Genomic DNA, 15,156 nt, shown 5'->3' on the forward strand with positions numbered 1-15,156 from the left:
CGTGCTTCTCGCCGGTGCGTGACCGGCAGCGAGGGGTGGGCTTCGGCATGCCTACGGGACAGCACTCGGAATCGCTCATTCCCCCGCTCGGCGTCGAGGAGGAATTCCTCGTCGTCGACGCCGACCGGGGCGAGGTCGTACCGGAGGCGGCCACCGTCGTCGACGGTGCACGAGCGACGCTGGGCCCTCGGGTGGGCGGCGAGATCACCAGGTTGCAGATCGAGACCCGCACCGACCCGTGCCAGGGCCTCGACGATCTCGCCGCGCAGCTCGTCGAGGGCCGGGCCGCCATCCAGACCGCGGCCCGTTCGGCGGGTCTGCGGGTGATCGCCAGCGGCTCGCCGGTGCTGGGCCGTGCCGTGCCGCCGCCGCTCACCGAGGGGCCGCGGCAGGATCGGGGCACCGCCACCTTCCGTGGGCTGCACGACGAGCTGGCGATCTGCGCCGTGCACGTCCACGTGCAGCAGCCCGACCGGGACCGGGCCGTGCTGATCGGCAACCACCTGCGCGCACACCTGCCGGTGTTCCTCGCCCTCTGCGCCAACTCGCCCTACTGGGCGGAGCGCGACACCGGCTACGCGAGTTGGCGCAGCGTCACGTGGGGGCGCTGGCCGGTGGCCGGCCCGCCGCCGTACCTGACGTCCGCCCGGCAGTACGACGACCACGTGGACATGCTCCTCGACGCCGGCGCGCTGGTCGACCACGGCACGATCTTCTGGGACCTGCGCCTGTCCACACACCACCCCACGCTTGAGGTACGGGTGGCCGACGTGCCCGTCACCGCCGCCGAGTCCGCGGCGCTCGCTGCCCTGGTGCGGGCCCTGGTGGTCGCCGCCGGGGAGGCCGTCGACCGGGGCGACGAGGGACCGCGGCTGGCTCCCGAGCTGCTGCGACTCGCCTACTGGCGGGCCGCCCGCGACGGGATGGGCGGCCACGGCGTCGACGTCGGCACGGGCCGGCTGCTGCCCGCGGCGGCCCTGGCCGAGCGGCTGGTCGAGCGCGCCCGGCCGGCGTTGGACGCGGCGGGTGACCGCGAACGGGTGGAGGGCTGGCTGAAGTGGCTCGCCGCGGACGGCGACGGCGCGACCCGTCAGCGTGCCGCCCAGGCAGCGCGCGGACGTCTGACTGACGTGGTCGACGAGCTCGTCAGCCGGACCGCCCCCGACCTGCCCGCCTGTGAACAGGGCACGCCTGCGTAACGACAGGCGGCGGCGGCTCCGCGATGCTGGAGGGACCGGAGACCGGCACAGTTTCATCAGGGAGGCCACAGGTGAACGACACCGACCTGGTACCCAGGGTCCCCGTCCAGCACCACCGCCGACCGCCGGCCGACATGGTGCGCGAGGCGGAGGCGTTCGCTCAGCGGATGGCGCAGCGCCGGTCGGTGCGGGACTTCGCCAGTGACCCGCTGCCCGACGGGGTCGTCGAGGCCGCGATCCGGGCGGCGTCGACCGCGCCCAGCGGCGCCAACGTGCAGCCGTGGCGGTTCGTCGTCCTGACCGACCCGGCCCGCAAACGCCGGCTGCGCGAGGCCGCCGAGGCCGAGGAACGGGCGTTCTACGACCGCCGCGCCTCGCCGGAGTGGCTGGGTGCGATCGCCGGGCTCGGCACCGACTGGCGCAAGCCGTTCCTGGAGACCGCACCGGCCGTCATCGTCGTATTCGAGGTGCACCAGGGGCCGCACAGCCCGAAGCCGTACTACGTCAAGGAGTCCGTCGGCATCGCGGTCGGCCTGCTGATCACCGCGCTGCACCACGCCGGCCTGGTCACACTGACCCACACGCCCAGCCCGATGCGGTTCCTCAACGAGGTGTGCGAGCGACCTGCGGAGGAGCGCCCGTACGTCGTGATGCCCGTCGGTTATCCCACCCCGGACGCCCACGTCCCCGATCTGGCCCGCAAACCCCTCGACGAGGTCATGATCCGTTGGTGAGGTCCCCGGTCAGGAACTCGACCAACGGCTCGACGTGTCGGTCCGGGCGTCGCCACTCGGCGAGCAGATCCTCCAGCAGGTGCTGTTCGTGGACGAGTTCCGTACCGCGGTAACGCCGGATCACCGGGTGGATGAAGGCGCTCTCCCGGGCCCGGTCGGGCGTCGGGTGCCGGTCGATGGCGAAGACGTCGCCGTAGTCGTCGCGGCCCCACCGCAACGCGAGCGTGTACCACTGCGTGGCCGCCGCGAAACGCTCCACGGCGTAGTCCTCCGGCAGGTCCTCGTAGTGGTGGATGTCGCCGGTGGCATCGTCACGGACGAAGGCGTCGCAAAGGTACTCGAACTGGGTCCACAACGCCGAGGACCAGTTGACGCGGTCGAGCATCAGCTTGGTCAGCGACACGGCGTCGGCCGGCGTCGTCGCGTACGACAGCGGCACGCCCTCGTAGCGCTCCCGCAGGATCCGGGTGAACGTCCGGAGGTTGTACCGGAAGCCGTCGATGAACGGCGACGACGCGTGTTTCGCGTCCCGCGCCTGGGCGATCGTGCCGGCGAAGTACAGGTCGTCGATGGTGCTGGACTGCCAGTCGGGGCGTAGGCCGGGCATGCGGCCGTCGCGCACCATCTCGGGTCGGGACGTCTCGTCGAACATCGTCGTGTCCATCCGGAACCCGGTGCACCGCAGCACCGTGTGGTAGTCCAGTTCGGCGGTCTCCCCCTCGGCGTGGGTGTACGTGATCGACACCCGGAACCGCCCGTCGACGGGCCGGATCTCGTCGATCGTGCAGTCCAACACCGAGTGCAGCGTCTTGAACTGGTAGCTGTCGAGGATCGCGCCGTACTGACCACGCACGTCCCCGGGGTGCTTGGTGTTCCACGCCAGTCGCAGGGGCTGCCGGCTGGCGAGGTGCACCATCGACGCTCGGCCGAGGATGGCCGACGCGGTCTCGAAAGCCGAGTTGCCCTTACCGATGATCAGGACCCGCTGACCGTCGTACGCCGTGGGGTCGACGACCATGTCCTCGTACCCGATGGCATGCTCGATGCCCTTGATGGCCGGCACGAAGGGCCGGCCCCAGCCGGTCGCGACGACCAGGCAGCGCGCGCGCACCTCTCCCTGGTCGGTGCCCACGACGAAGCCGTCGCCGCTGCGCGTGATCCGCTCGACCGTCGTGCCGAACCGGATGTTGAGCGCATGGACCCGCTGGAACTCGGCGAGGTAGCGCACCAGGTCGTCAGCGGCGGGCAGATACTCCTCGCTGAAGCGCGGGAACAGCAGGTCCGGGGAGTCGTTGAGCAGCGAGTTCCAGTCCCAGCGCAGGCGGATCTCCGGATCGGCGCTGTCGGTGTGCACCTTGTTCAGCGAGATGAGCCTGCGGTGGCGCGGAAACCGCCGGAAGAAGCCGCCGGGCTCGTCGCCACTCTCCAGCGTCAGGTAGTCGGCACCGTGCTGCTGAAGGTAGTAGCTCAGTTGAAGGCCGGCGGGCCCCGCCCCGACGATGACGTACCGGTGTTCACTGCTGAGCATCCTGCGGCCCTTCGACGGAGGGATGAATCCATCGACCATGGGATGCCAAGCGATATGTGTCAATGCCGTTCGTCATCTTCCCGGGAACGCGGAGAGGGCCGGTCGTACCGGAAACCCAATGCCTTCCGGGAGTCCCGATCCGCCTTGTAGGCGGCGCCGAACGCCAGGTTGATCGCGACCCGTTCCGCGGTGTCGTCGAAACCCTCGATGTCGAACGCCCGGAACAGCTGGGTACCGTCTCCGGGCCCGTTGCGAATCTCGATCCGCCCGTCCACGTCGATGTAACTGGACGCCGTGACAGAGCCCTTGTCGAAGACGTCGTTCGGGCCGGCGACCACGGATTTGTCCACGACGCTGGTCAACTCGTGCGGAGCCGCGAGGAGCTGTTCCAGCCGGGACTGGGCTCGCCGTACTCCCGCAGCATCGTCGGGCTCGAACACCCACACCCAGGTCTCCTCCGGGCGGGCGTTCCAGCAGATGAGTTCGGGCCCGGCGAACGCACCCTCGACATCGCACGTCACGAGCGCGTCGGGGAAACGCCGTCGCAGCTCAGCCACCCGTGTGGCGAGGCCGCCCGCGTACGCGGCGTGTTCCGAGATGTCCCACGCCACCTACGGCTCGCGCATCCAGGTCTTCGGGTCGGTCACGAAGACGCCCTTGCCCTGCTGCCGCCGGATCACCCGCAGCGCCTCCAACCGGGCGTAGGCCATCTGCACAGTCCCGTGGCTGACGTCGTATCGCACACGTAGTTCAGCGATTGAGGGCAGCTTGTCCCCCGGCTTGACCTTCTTCGACCTGACGTCGGCGATCACATCATCGGCGATGCGCCAGTAATCCGGCACTTCTCGCATGGCACTCCTCGCGTGGCAACCCGATTTGATCACACCGCGACGCACCTAACAAGCAGCGTCGACTTAGCTAGCATGTCTAGATACGTTGAAGCGGAGCCGGTCCTCGCGTGGCAACGAGTGCGGCTCATCCCCTCGGTCGGGGCGGGTGCGTGTGCCCGTCCCGACCCCACCACCAGGACCTCGCGCTCCCGCCTGCTCTCAGAAAGGACTGTCGTGGCTCAGGTGTATCGAGGTGGCCGGACCTACCCCGCCGGCTACGCGGCCCGGTTGACCCCGTACGAGGTGCGGACCCGCGAGTTCGCCGCGCATCGGCGCGGCGTCGACCCCGTGGAGGTACGCGAGTTCCAAGCCCGGGTGGCCGATGAGCTGGGCATGCTCAACGAGACGGTACGGCTGCTCAGCCGGGAGAACGACCGGCTCGGACGGGCACTACGGGACTGGCAGACCATGCACGCGCAGGAGTGCCGGCCGCCGCACGAGCAGCATCCCAACTCCGGCCACTGGTGACCGCGCGCCCCTCCCCCGGCGGCCTTCTCGTCATCGACGGTCGAGCCTCGGTGCAGTTTTCCGGGGACCGCGCCCTGACCTTCCGCGTCGTGTCGGTGTCGAACCAGCCGACGTACGAGGGCTGGGTCTGGTTGACGGGCTACGTCCTCGACCGCCGAGGCGACGCGACCGTCAAACGCGAGGTCTTCGTACAACTCGCCGGTCTCCGGACTCCGAACGGCACCGGGGAGATCCCCTCCACGGTTCGTCACACGTCGTCGACGCGTACCGTGCTCTCGGCCGGTACGGTCGTCCGGCCGGCGAGCGCCTGACGTAGCGCGGCCGACTGCTCCACCGAGCCGCCCCGGACGCCGAGGCTCCGTCGGGCCGCCCGGTAGTAGCCGTCCCGGGCCTCGTTGACCCCGTCCAGTTGCGCCGAGATGTCTTCCGGAGCTTCGACGATCCCCCGGGCCAGCCGCTCCAACTGCCAGATCGCGTCCCGCCAGGCCGCGGCGGCGAGCACCGTGGGCTCGTCGCCGAGAAGCAGCAGGTTCTCCCAGACGATGGTGCGCCGCGCGTCCGACTCGGCGAGCCGGGCGAGGCCCTCCTCCCGGTCGATCGGGTGGCTGTGCGACCCAGGCCGCAGGTGGGCCGTCATCCGCAACGCCACCGCGTGACTCTCCTTGAGGGCGTGCGCGAACTCGACGTACGCGTCGAGGCGTCGCTCGTCCCAGCGCACGTTCTGGCTACGACGCCAGCGCGCGCGGTCGGCGAGCGAGGTGGCGAGGATCGTGCCCAAGGTGCCGACCAACACACCGAGGAGCGCCGGAAGCTGCGTCAGGAACGTGCCCACGACGCCGAGGCTGCCGTACCGGGGTGGGCTGTGCCAACCCGCCGCCGGCGGACGGGACGCGACGAGGGGGCACTGTCCGTCCTGCTGCCGGTCGGGAAACGTGACCTGATTGAGGGACGTCGCGGTGGCACCCGCCGTCCATAGTGGTGGTCGGTCACCGATGTCGCACAGGACGGACAACCGATGAAGACGGTAGCGAACCTGGGCCGGACGGGCATTTCATCGGTCCCCGCGGACCTGCTGGAGCGGACCGAGCTTGAGGTGCTGTCCCTGTACGGCAACGAGATCCGCAGGCTACCGCCCGAGATCGGCGCTCTGGGGCAGCTGGAGAAGCTGGACCTCGCTGGAAACAGGCTGAGCAACCTCCCGCGCGAGATCGGCGAGCTGAAGCGCCTCCGCGAGCTGGATCTCGGCGGAAACCGGCTCACGGTCCTGCCCGAGGAGCTTGGTGCGCTGCCCGATCTGCAACTGCTCGACCTGCGGGGCAACCTGCTCAAGACCCTCCCGACGAGTCTCGCGCCGCTGCTGATCCGGGGTCAGCTGACGATCCGGCTCGACGACAACCCGCTGGACCAGGCCCTGATCGAGACGCTGCGTCGTGGGGACGCCGCGCTGGGGGCGTACCTGCAGAGCCTGGGGGACGGGGCTCCGCAGTACGAGGCCAAGATCCTGCTGGTGGGCGAGGGGAACGTCGGCAAGACGTCGCTGGTGGGCGCGCTCAACGGCGAGCAGTTCGTGAAGGGGCGTCCGACAACGCACGGCATTCAGATCCGGGAGTTGGTTCTGCCGCACCCGTTCCTGAACGAGACGTTGACGCTGCGCACCTGGGACTTCGGTGGCCAGGAGATCTACCGGGTGACCCACCAGTTCTTCTTCAGTCGACGCGCCATCTACCTGCTCGTCTGGCACCCACGCGAGGGCCAGGAGCAGGGCGAGGTGGAGGGCTGGCTGCACCGCATCCGACTGCGGGTGGGAACGGAGGCCTCGGTGATGATCGTGGCCACCCACGCGGACGAACGGCGGCCGGAGTTGGACTTCCCGCGCCTGCGGGAGCTGTTCCCGGGCATGATCGCGGGCCAGTACGCGGTGGACAGCGAAACCAACCGCGGCGTCACGGCGCTACGGAGGGCCATCGGCGACGAGGCGGCACGGCTGCCGCAGATGGGCCAGTTGACCAGCCGCCGGTGGGCCAGCGCCCGGGACGAGATCCTGGCGCAGGCCGGTGCCCAGCCGCAGATGTCCTTCGAGGACTTCGCCGCGATCTGCCGCCGTCACCGGGTCCGCGACGACGAGGTCGTCCACCTTGCCGAGTTGCTGCACGACCTGGGCCAGGTCATTTACTACGGCGACGACGACGGTCTGCGCGACATCGTGATCCTCAACCCCGAGTGGCTGACGAAGGCGATCAGCCACGTGCTGGAGGACCACGGCGTTCGGGCTGGCGACGGAATCCTCGAACACCACGAGCTGCGGCACATCTGGCGTCCGCGCGACGACGGCCTGTCGTACAACCCGGTCCACCACCCGTTCTTCCTGCGGTTGATGGAGAAGTTCGACGTCTCGTACCGGCTCAACGACGGTGACCGGAGCCTGATCGCCCAGTTGGTCCGGTACGAGCGCCCCCGGCTGCCGTGGGAGGCGACACAGCCGGTACCGGACGGTATCCGGGTGCTGCGGCTCACCTGTGAACTCGGCGAGAGCGCGCCGCCGGGCCTGGTCTCGTGGATCACCGTCCGCCACCACGACGCGTCGACGGGTCGGCACTGGCGGCGAGGCGTGTTCCTGCGCCATCCGATCGACACGTACCAGTCCGAGGCGCTGGTGGAGTTGCAGGCCGACCACAGGTTGGCCATCGAAGTCCGCGCTCCGTCGCCCGATCTCTTCTTCAACGTGCTGCGGGACAGCCTGGAGCGCCTCCTCACCACGCGCTGGCCGGGCCTGCCCTTCAAGCTGTTCGTACCGTGCCCGAGCCGCGACGCCGACGGCGTGGCCTGCACCGGGCGTTTTCCGCTCGACGGGCTGATCAAGTTCCGGGAGCGTTCGACGCGTCCCGGCCCGGTCCAGTCCGTCGGCCTGTTCGACGTGACCCCGGCGGCCGGGACGAACCGGCCGGAGGTCGTACTCCCCTGCCTGACCTGCCAGCAGGACCACGACGTCGCCGGCCTGCTGACCGGTTTCGTGGCGCCGCAGCCCTTCGGCGCGGAGCTGAACCGGCTGGAACGACGGCTCAGCACCCTCAGCCAGGAGGTCGGCCTGATCGGGGACCATGTGGCGGAGACGGCGTCGTTCGCCGCGGACACGGCCCACCACCTGCGCCGACTGGTGCGGGCCGTCGGCACGGAGGTGACCGACTGCCCGCGGCTGTTCACCGTCGCCACGATCCCGCCCATCGGCTGGCGTCGTCTCTCGTTCGGGCAGCGGTCGATCCGGATCACCCTCTGGTGCGAGCAGCCCGGCGAATGGCACACCTGGGACGGGGCCAGCTACGAGCTGACCCAGCCGCGCGCCTGGCTGGAGAAGGCCGCGCCGTACCTGAACCTGGTGTTCAAGACCCTGCGCCTCGTGTATCCGGTGGCGGCCTCGGTGGCCGGCTACGTCGCGCCCAACCTGGAGCACGCGCAGCGGGAGTTGGACCTGATGAAGAGTCTGATCGACTCGTTGCCCACGTCGCTCGCCGAGGACGCGCTGGCCGCGCCGCCCGAGTCACGGCACGCCCTGACCGTGGCACAGGGCGCCGCCCTGCGCTCGTTCAAGGTGCTGCTCATGGAGTTGGACGCCGTACGGACGTTTGGTGGGCTCGGCCGGGTGCTGACGTCCACCGGGGAGTTCCTGTGGGTGTGCCCGACCCACCGACGCATGCACGACCCAGGTCTGCCGGTGCTGCCCGCCTGACACCGCGCCGCCCCGATCGGTGGCAGCTCAGCAGAACGGCACGCGGCGTGTCGAATCGCTCAGCTGCCACCGATCACGGGCGGCCACAGATCCCGGCGCGTCGCGAGGATCGCCAGGGTCTCCCGGCGTACGTCGTCGGCCTCGTTGACCAGCCGGCGATGGGCGAAGCGGACCACCAGGATTCCGACGGTCGCCAACAGAGCGTCCCGGCGCAGGTCGGCCTCCCGCTGGCGAGGGACGCCATGGGTGGTGGAGCCGTCGAGTTCGATGTTGACCCGTTCCCGCTCGGCGAACATGTCGAGGTACACGGTGCGTCGCCCGAGACGCACCGGCACCTGCCGGCAGAACTCCGGCATGGTCGGGCCGGTGAAGACGTGCTCGTGGCCCCAGATCTCCAGCGGGCTACGGCATCCCTCGCCGAGCCTGGTCAGCAGGATCCGCAACGCTGCCCGGTCGGTCAGCTTCGGCTCGCTGCTGAGGGCGACCGCCAGCCGCTCCGGGGTGGTCAGCCAGTCGTGACCGCCCGGATCACCGGCGCCCGTCGCTCGGCGGACGGCAGGATCGGCCACGAGTCGACGATGGTCTGCTCAAGACGGGTCACCGTCAGCCCTCTGCGGACGACCACGTGCGGCGGCTCGATGACGAGGCCCCTGCGTCGGTGCACCACCACTCCCGGGCGCGTCCGTAGGCCAGCGTTGATCGGTGCGCTGAGGTGCAGTGGCTCGTTGGCAGTCGGCGCGTGCAGGCCCCATGCGGCGAGCGCGCTGACATGGCTGAGTGTCGCGCACCCCCGTGCCCACGCGAGAGCCGCGAGCGGGGCCACGCCCGGGTCGAGCTGCTTCAGGACCGGGATGCCCGGCCGACTGTCCACCAGGTGCGCCGCCACGAAGACCTCCGGCAGCACCCGTACCAATTCACCGCCGCGGCAGGCATGCTCCAGCGCCCACTCCGGCACCACCTGGGTCACCGCCGCGCGGGTGACCAGCCCTCCGGACCGTTTCACCAGTTCCCGCAGCACCGAGTTCACACCACGCACCGTGCGGCTCCGCCCCCGAGGGCCGCAAGGACCCCCGTCGGCCTCTGTGGACAGCACTCCCCATGTGGAAAACCCCCACGTGCGCCCACGTTCTGCTAGCCCGCGATGATCGGTGGCACCTCAACAGCGAAGCTGTCGGCGTGTCATGTCGCCCAGCCGCCAACGATCAAGGGAGCAAGGGAGCAACGGGGGCTCACGCGGCCAGCGTGGCGTAGCGGCCGTCGTGATCGAGCAGGCTCTGGTGGGTGCCGGTCTCGACGATGCGGCCGTGGTCGAGGACGGCGATCTGGTCGGCGTCGCGGACGGTGGAGAGCCGGTGCGCGATGGTGAGCACCGTCCGACCCTCGGAGAGCACGTCGAACGCTCGCTGCACGGCGCGTTCGGTTTCGGTGTCCAGCGCGCTGGTGGCCTCGTCGAGGACCAGGATGCGCGGGTCGCGCAGCAGCGTACGGGCGATGGCGAGTCGTTGCTTCTCGCCTCCGGAGAAGCGGTGCCCGCGGGAGCCGACCATCGTGTCGTACCCGTCGGGGAGGCCGGCGATGAGGTCGTGGATCTGGGCGGCGCGGGCGGCGGCCTCGATCTGGGCGTCGGTGGCGTCCGGCCGGGCGTAGCGCAGGTTCTCCCGGACTGTGGTGTGCAGCAGGTACGTCTCCTGGCTGACGACGCCGACGATCGCGGCCAGGTCGGTCAGGCGCAGGTCGCGCAGGTCGACGCCGTCGATGGTGATGCGGCCGGCGGTCGGGTCGTGCAGGCGGCTGACCAGTCCGGCGAGGGTGCTCTTGCCGGAGCCGGTCTCGCCGACGAGGGCGAGGCTGGTGCCGGCGGGCACGTCGAGGGTGATGCCGGCGAGGGCGGCGGTGTCGCTGCCGGGGTAGCCGAAGGTGACGTCCGCAAGGCGCAGGTGGCCGCGGACCCGGGCGGGGTCGAGGCGGACCGGCTCGGCGGGGTCGGCCACGTCGACCGGCAGGTCGAGGTATTCGAAGATCCGGGCGAACAGCGCCAGCGAGGCGGTCAGCGACACGCCCACGTTGAGCAGGCCCATCAGTGGCCGAAACAGGCCGCCCTGCAGGGCGGTGAAGGCGACGAGGGTGCCGATGCTCAGCGTGCCGGCGGCGCCGGGCAGGCCGGCGGCGAGGTAGATCACTGCCGGTACGGCGGCGAAGATGATGCTCATCGAGGCCATCCGCCAACGGCCGGCCAGCTCGCTGCGCAACTCCAGGTCGACCAGGCGGGCCGACGAGGCGGTGAACCGGTCGATCAGCGCCGGGCCGGTGCCGAGGGTCTTGGCCAGCTGGACGCCGCTGACCGACAGCCCCTCCTCGACGGTGACGTTGAGGTCGGCGAGTTCGCGCTGGCGCTGGTCGGTGATCTCGCGGCGCATCCGGGCGACCCGGCGGGTCAGCCAGATGGCCGGCGGGAGCACCACGAGCGAGACCAGGGAGAGCTGCCAGGAGAGCGCGACCATGGCGACGGCGGTGGCGACCACTGTGGTGAGGTTGGCCGCGACGGCGGTGGCGGTGGAGGTGACCACCGACTGCATGCCACCGATGTCGTTGGTGATGCGCGACTGCACCTCGCCGGTGCGGGTGCGGGTGAAGAAGCCCAGCGACTGCCGCTGGAGGTGGCTGAACACGTCGGTGCGCAGCCGGTGCATGACCCGCTGCCCGACCTGGGTGGAGATCCAGGTCTGGACGACGCCGAGGGCGGCGGTCACGGCGGCCACGGCGACCATGCCGAGGACCAGCCAGACCAGCAGGGTCACGTCGCCCTGCGGAAGGGCACGGTCGATCACGGCACGCAGCAGGAACGGGCTGGCCATCGCGACGACCGAGGAGAGCACGATGATCGCGGTGACGATGGCCAGCGCGGGTCGGTGGGGGGTGAACAGGCGGCCGATGCGGCGCAGGGACACCTGGCGGGCCTGCGTCTTCTCCTCGGCGCTGACGGTGCGGTGGCCGCGGTCGCGGCCCATCGGGGTGGGTTCCAAGGGGGAACTCCTTCCGGAGGCGATATGCTGAGGTTACCTCAACATGAGGGAACAACAGTATCGGCTGCTACCGTATTCCGGTGACCGAGGACACCACCGACAGCGGCGACGAGAGCCTGGCCGAGACGTTCTGGGCGGTCGCGTCCCGTCTGCGCCGACAGACCCGGGAGTCGTTGGCGCCGTGGGACGTCACCCCCAGCCAGTCCCGGGCGCTCGGCGTGCTCGGCCGTCACGGTGAGGTACGCCCCGGCACGCTCGCCGAGCACCTGCACATCGCGCCCCGCTCGGCCACCGAGGTCGTCGACGACCTTCAGGCCCGAGGGCTCGTCGAACGGAGACCCGACCCGGCCGACCGCCGGGCGACCCTGGTCGCGCTCACCGACGAGGGCACCCGCGTCAGCGCCGCCATCCGGGCCGCCCGCCGCGCCGAGGCGGACCGCTTCTTCGGCCACCTCCCCGACGCCGACCGCGCCGAGCTGGCCCGCATCCTGCGCACCCTGCGCGCATAACCGCCCCGCGCGCGGGTAGCCAGCCGCCCCGTTCGTTCGCCGGACCCCCGCCACCACCAGCCGGGGAGACGTGACAGGAGGCGCTCATGTCTGCCCTGAACCACCGCCACCCCGCCTGATGTGCGGGATCAGCGGGGAGGTGCGCTTCGACGGCCGGCCGCCCGACGCGGCGGCGGTCACCCGGATGACCGAGGCGATGCGCTCGCGCGGCCCGGACGACGAGGGCCTGTACGCCGACGACTGGGTGCTCCTCGGGCACCGGCGGCTGACCATCATCGACCTGTCCGATGCCGGCGGCCAGCCGATGGTGCGCGACGACCTGGGCCTGGCGCTGGTCTTCAACGGGTGCATCTACAACTACCCCCAGCTGCGCGACGAGCTGCGGAACGCCGGGTACTCCTTCGGATCCACCAGCGACACCGAGGTGATCCTGGTGGCGTACGCGCACTGGGGTGAACGCTTCGTCGACCACCTGGTCGGCATGTTCGCGATCGGGCTGGTCGACCGGCCCCGGCGGCGGCTCGTCCTGGCCCGCGACCGGCTCGGCATCAAACCGCTCTACCTCGCCGAGGCCCCCGGGCGGCTCCGGTTCGCCTCCACCCTGCCCGCGCTGCTGCGCGCCGGCGACGTCGACACCGGCATCGACCCGGTGGGGCTGCACCACTACCTGTCCTGGCACTCCATCGTGCCGGCGCCCAGGACCGTGCTGCGCGGCGTCCGCAAGCTGCCGCCCGCCACGGTGCGGGTGATCGAGGCCGACGGGCGCAGCCGTGAGCAGGTGTACTGGCAGCCCGACTACGTGCGGGAGCCGGCCGACGCCGGGATGGACGCCGCCGACTGGCGGGCCGCCATCTCCGACGCGCTGCGCACGGCCGTACGCCGACGGCTGGTCGCCGACGTCCCGGTCGGGGTGCTGCTCTCCGGCGGTCTGGACTCCAGCCTCATCGTGGCGCTCCTGGCCGAGGCCGGCCAGGAGCACCTGCGCACGTTCAGCATCGGCTTCGACAGCCGGGGCGACGAGTCCGGCGACGAGTTCCACTACTCCGACCTGGTGGCCCGCGCGTACGACACCGACCACCACCGGATCCGGCTCGCCGACGACGATTTGACGCCCGCCGTACGAGGGGCCGTGCTGGCCATGACCGAGCCGATGGGCAGCCACGACGTGGTCGCCTTCCACCTGCTGTCCGAGCAGGTGGCGCGGCATGTGAAGGTGGCGCAGTCCGGGCAGGGCGCCGACGAGGTGTTCGCCGGCTACGGCTACCACCAGCCGCTGACCCAGGTGCCCCGCCACGGCGCCGCCGAGACGTTCGCCGCCGCGTTCTTCGACCGTGGCCACGACGAGCTGCGCGCCATCGTCGGCCCGGCGTACGCGCTGGAGCACGACGCCAGCCGTGACCTGCTCACCGACCACCTCGCCGCGCCCGGGGCGCAGACCGCGCTGGACGCCGTTCTGCGCCTGGACACCCACCTGATGCTCCCCGACGACCCGGTGAAGCGGGTGGACAGCATGTCCATGGCCTGGGGGCTGGAGGTGCGTACGCCGTTCCTCGACCAGGACCTGGTCACCCTCGCCGCGCGCTGCCCACCGGAGCACAAGGTGGCCCAGGGCGGCAAGGGCGTGCTCAAGGAGGTCGCCCGGGAGGTGCTGCCGGCCGAGGTGGTCGACCGGCCGAAGGGCTACTTCCCGGTGCCGGCGCTGCGCAACGTGGACGGGCCGGTGCGCGAGCTGGTCGCCGAAGCGTTGCAGGCCCCGGTCGCGCGCGAGCGGGGCCTGTTCCGCCCCGAGTACGTGGCGCGGCTGCTCGCCGAGCCGGACCGGGCCGAGGCTGCGGCGGGCAGCAACAAGCTGTGGCAGCTCGGTCTGCTGGAACTGTGGTTGCAGACCCACGACATCCGTTGAGAACCGTTGGTCAGCCGGCGGCGGTGTGGGCGGCGAGGTCGTCGATGACCGCGCGCAGGTCGCCGGTGTGCTCCAGCACCCGTCGCTGTCGGGTCGCGCCGGTGCCGTCGCGGCGCAGCCGGGCCAGTTGGGCCAGCACGTAACCGAGATCGCCGTGACGCAGCAGCGCCGGGGCGATCACCGCCATCAGCTCGTCCACCAGGTCCCAGGCCGGTCGGGCGCCGCCGGCGCGCAGGTCGATCAGCTCGCCGTCCAGGCCGTCGTGGGCCGCCCGCCAGTGCGCCGCGGCGACGAGGCAGTCGCGCACGGGCGGGGCGAGCACCCCGGCGCGTACGTCGTCGGCCAGTGTCGCGACCAGGCTGCGGACCAGGGCGGCGACCAGCACGGCGTCGTCCACGGTCGGACAGACGTCACCGACACGGACCTCCACCGTCGGGTACGCCGACGACGGCCGGGCGTACCAGTAGACCATCGCCGCGTCCAGCATGATGCCGGCGGCGATCAGCTCGTCGACGGTGCGGTCGTAGTCGGCGGCGGAGTCGAAGTACGGCGTGGGGCCGATGCTGGGCCAGCGCTCCAACTGCATCGACCGCCAGCTGGCGTGGCCGGTGTCGTACCCGTCGTGCAGCGGCGAGTTGGTGGTGATCGCCTGCACCACCGGCAGCCACACCCGCAGGTGGTTGCAGACCTGCACGGCCAGCTCCCGGTCCGGCAGCCCGACGTGCACGTGACAGCCGCAGACCGCCGGGTCGTGCGCCACCGGCCCGTACCGGCGGGACATGGCGTGGTAGCGCGGCCGGTCGGGCACCGTCCGGTGCGGCTCGGCCACCGGGGTGGCGCCGACCGCCACGAGCCGGGCCCCGGCCACGGCGGCGGCCTCGACGGCGGAGCGGCGCAGCGCCACCAGGTGGGTGCGCAGCTCGGTGAGGTCGGCGCAGACCGGGGTGACCATCTCCACCATGCTGTGCCGGAACTCCTGGCGGCCCTGGTCGCGGGCCGGGCCGCGCAGCGCCGCCAGCACCTGGTCGGCCACCGGCAGGTTCCGGCCGCTGTCCGGGTCGAGCAGCAGGAACTCCTCCTCGACGCCCAGGGTGAGGGTGAGGGTGCCGAGGTCGGGCACGGTGTCGACGGTCGCCGGTCGGTACGCCATGGCCGCCTCCATCCGCTGCTGCGGCCAG

At 71.2% G+C, this 15,156-nt stretch carries 14 protein-coding genes; 6 read left to right on the forward strand and 8 right to left on the reverse strand.

From position 1 onward, the window contains the following. The first annotated feature begins 47 nt into the window (after nt 1-47). Together ABZT87_RS20650 and ABZT87_RS20655 are read left to right on the forward strand one after the other, a co-directional pair. On the forward strand, nt 48-1,199 hold the full coding sequence (locus ABZT87_RS20650) for a glutamate--cysteine ligase (protein WP_355137426.1): 1,152 nt from the start codon (nt 48-50) through the stop codon (nt 1,197-1,199). Between the two features lie 134 nt (nt 1,200-1,333). Continuing rightward, nucleotides 1,334-1,933, forward strand: coding sequence for a nitroreductase family protein (locus ABZT87_RS20655; protein ID WP_355137763.1), 600 nt, complete (start codon nt 1,334-1,336; stop codon nt 1,931-1,933). Here the strand turns inward: ABZT87_RS20655 and ABZT87_RS20660 are convergent. Genes ABZT87_RS20660 through ABZT87_RS20670 form a run of 3 tightly spaced genes read right to left on the reverse strand, consistent with a single transcriptional unit; the run spans nt 1,917 to nt 4,312 of the window. Then, on the reverse strand, nt 1,917-3,461 hold the full coding sequence (locus ABZT87_RS20660; RefSeq protein WP_355137428.1) for an NAD(P)-binding domain-containing protein: 1,545 nt from the start codon (nt 3,459-3,461) through the stop codon (nt 1,917-1,919). The genes ABZT87_RS20655 and ABZT87_RS20660 overlap by 17 nt on opposite strands. Nucleotides 3,462-3,520: 59 nt before the next feature. Next, the gene (locus ABZT87_RS20665) at nt 3,521-4,072 is read right to left on the reverse strand and encodes a hypothetical protein (RefSeq protein ID WP_355137430.1); all 552 of its coding nucleotides are present in this window, start codon (nt 4,070-4,072) and stop codon (nt 3,521-3,523) included. Next, nucleotides 4,073-4,312, reverse strand: coding sequence for a winged helix-turn-helix domain-containing protein (locus ABZT87_RS20670; protein ID WP_354859612.1), 240 nt, complete (start codon nt 4,310-4,312; stop codon nt 4,073-4,075). A 213-nt stretch (nt 4,313-4,525) separates the two neighbouring features. Between ABZT87_RS20670 and ABZT87_RS20675 the strand changes: the two genes are divergently transcribed. Continuing rightward, nucleotides 4,526-4,819 (forward strand): DivIVA domain-containing protein, encoded by a 294-nt coding sequence (locus ABZT87_RS20675; protein WP_355137432.1) that lies wholly within the window; start codon nt 4,526-4,528, stop codon nt 4,817-4,819. A 247-nt stretch (nt 4,820-5,066) separates the two neighbouring features. Here the strand turns inward: ABZT87_RS20675 and ABZT87_RS20680 are convergent, their stop codons facing one another. After that, nucleotides 5,067-5,651 carry a hypothetical protein gene (locus ABZT87_RS20680; protein ID WP_355137434.1) on the reverse strand — a complete coding sequence of 195 codons (585 nt, stop codon included), beginning with the start codon at nt 5,649-5,651 and terminating at the stop codon, nt 5,067-5,069. Nucleotides 5,652-5,834: 183 nt separating this feature from the next. Here ABZT87_RS20680 and ABZT87_RS20685 point away from each other — a divergent pair, with 183 nt between their 5' ends. After that, a complete protein-coding gene (locus tag ABZT87_RS20685; protein WP_354859618.1) occupies nt 5,835-8,543 on the forward strand; it encodes a COR domain-containing protein in 2,709 nt (902 codons plus the stop codon). Nucleotides 8,544-8,602: 59 nt separating this feature from the next. Here the strand turns inward: ABZT87_RS20685 and ABZT87_RS20690 are convergent, their stop codons facing one another. From ABZT87_RS20690 to ABZT87_RS20700, 3 genes are all read right to left on the reverse strand, one after another. Then, a complete protein-coding gene (locus ABZT87_RS20690; RefSeq protein WP_355137436.1) occupies nt 8,603-9,112 on the reverse strand; it encodes a DUF559 domain-containing protein in 510 nt (169 codons plus the stop codon). Next, nucleotides 9,049-9,579 carry a hypothetical protein gene (locus ABZT87_RS20695; RefSeq protein ID WP_355137438.1) on the reverse strand — a complete coding sequence of 177 codons (531 nt, stop codon included), beginning with the start codon at nt 9,577-9,579 and terminating at the stop codon, nt 9,049-9,051. Before ABZT87_RS20695 ends, ABZT87_RS20690 begins: the two co-directional genes overlap by 64 nt. 193 nt (nt 9,580-9,772) lie before the next feature. Next, the gene (locus ABZT87_RS20700; protein WP_355137764.1) at nt 9,773-11,551 is read right to left on the reverse strand and encodes an ABC transporter ATP-binding protein; all 1,779 of its coding nucleotides are present in this window, start codon (nt 11,549-11,551) and stop codon (nt 9,773-9,775) included. 95 nt (nt 11,552-11,646) lie between these two features. Between ABZT87_RS20700 and ABZT87_RS20705 the strand changes: the two genes are divergently transcribed. Then, complete coding sequence (locus ABZT87_RS20705) at nt 11,647-12,075, forward strand: MarR family winged helix-turn-helix transcriptional regulator (protein ID WP_354859624.1); 429 nt, start codon at nt 11,647-11,649, stop codon at nt 12,073-12,075. A gap of 118 nt (nt 12,076-12,193) precedes the next feature. Beyond that, the gene (locus tag ABZT87_RS20710) at nt 12,194-13,978 is read left to right on the forward strand and encodes an N-acetylglutaminylglutamine amidotransferase (RefSeq protein WP_355137440.1); all 1,785 of its coding nucleotides are present in this window, start codon (nt 12,194-12,196) and stop codon (nt 13,976-13,978) included. 10 nt (nt 13,979-13,988) lie between these two features. Here the strand turns inward: ABZT87_RS20710 and ABZT87_RS20715 are convergent, their stop codons facing one another. Further along, a complete protein-coding gene (locus ABZT87_RS20715; RefSeq protein ID WP_355065185.1) occupies nt 13,989-15,128 on the reverse strand; it encodes a glutamate--cysteine ligase in 1,140 nt (379 codons plus the stop codon). Nucleotides 15,129-15,156 lie beyond the last annotated feature (28 nt).

Origin of the sequence: Micromonospora sp. NPDC005237 (assembly GCF_040607775.1) — a bacterium.
In the GTDB taxonomy this organism is placed as follows: domain Bacteria; phylum Actinomycetota; class Actinomycetes; order Mycobacteriales; family Micromonosporaceae; genus Micromonospora.

What these genes read in the sequence shown, in the direction of transcription:
- ABZT87_RS20650 (WP_355137426.1), top strand. Translation starts at nt 48, where the DNA reads ATGCCTACGGGACAGCACTCGGAATCGCTCATTCCCCCGCTCGGCGTC.
- ABZT87_RS20655 (WP_355137763.1), top strand. Translation starts at nt 1,334, where the DNA reads ATGGTGCGCGAGGCGGAGGCGTTCGCTCAGCGGATGGCGCAGCGCCGG.
- ABZT87_RS20660 (WP_355137428.1), bottom strand. Translation starts at nt 3,461, where the DNA reads ATGCTCAGCAGTGAACACCGGTACGTCATCGTCGGGGCGGGGCCCGCC.
- ABZT87_RS20670 (WP_354859612.1), bottom strand. Translation starts at nt 4,312, where the DNA reads ATGCGAGAAGTGCCGGATTACTGGCGCATCGCCGATGATGTGATCGCC.
- ABZT87_RS20685 (WP_354859618.1), top strand. Translation starts at nt 5,835, where the DNA reads ATGAAGACGGTAGCGAACCTGGGCCGGACGGGCATTTCATCGGTCCCC.
- ABZT87_RS20700 (WP_355137764.1), bottom strand. Translation starts at nt 11,551, where the DNA reads ATGGGCCGCGACCGCGGCCACCGCACCGTCAGCGCCGAGGAGAAGACG.
- ABZT87_RS20710 (WP_355137440.1), top strand. Translation starts at nt 12,194, where the DNA reads ATGTGCGGGATCAGCGGGGAGGTGCGCTTCGACGGCCGGCCGCCCGAC.
- ABZT87_RS20715 (WP_355065185.1), bottom strand. Translation starts at nt 15,128, where the DNA reads ATGGCGTACCGACCGGCGACCGTCGACACCGTGCCCGACCTCGGCACC.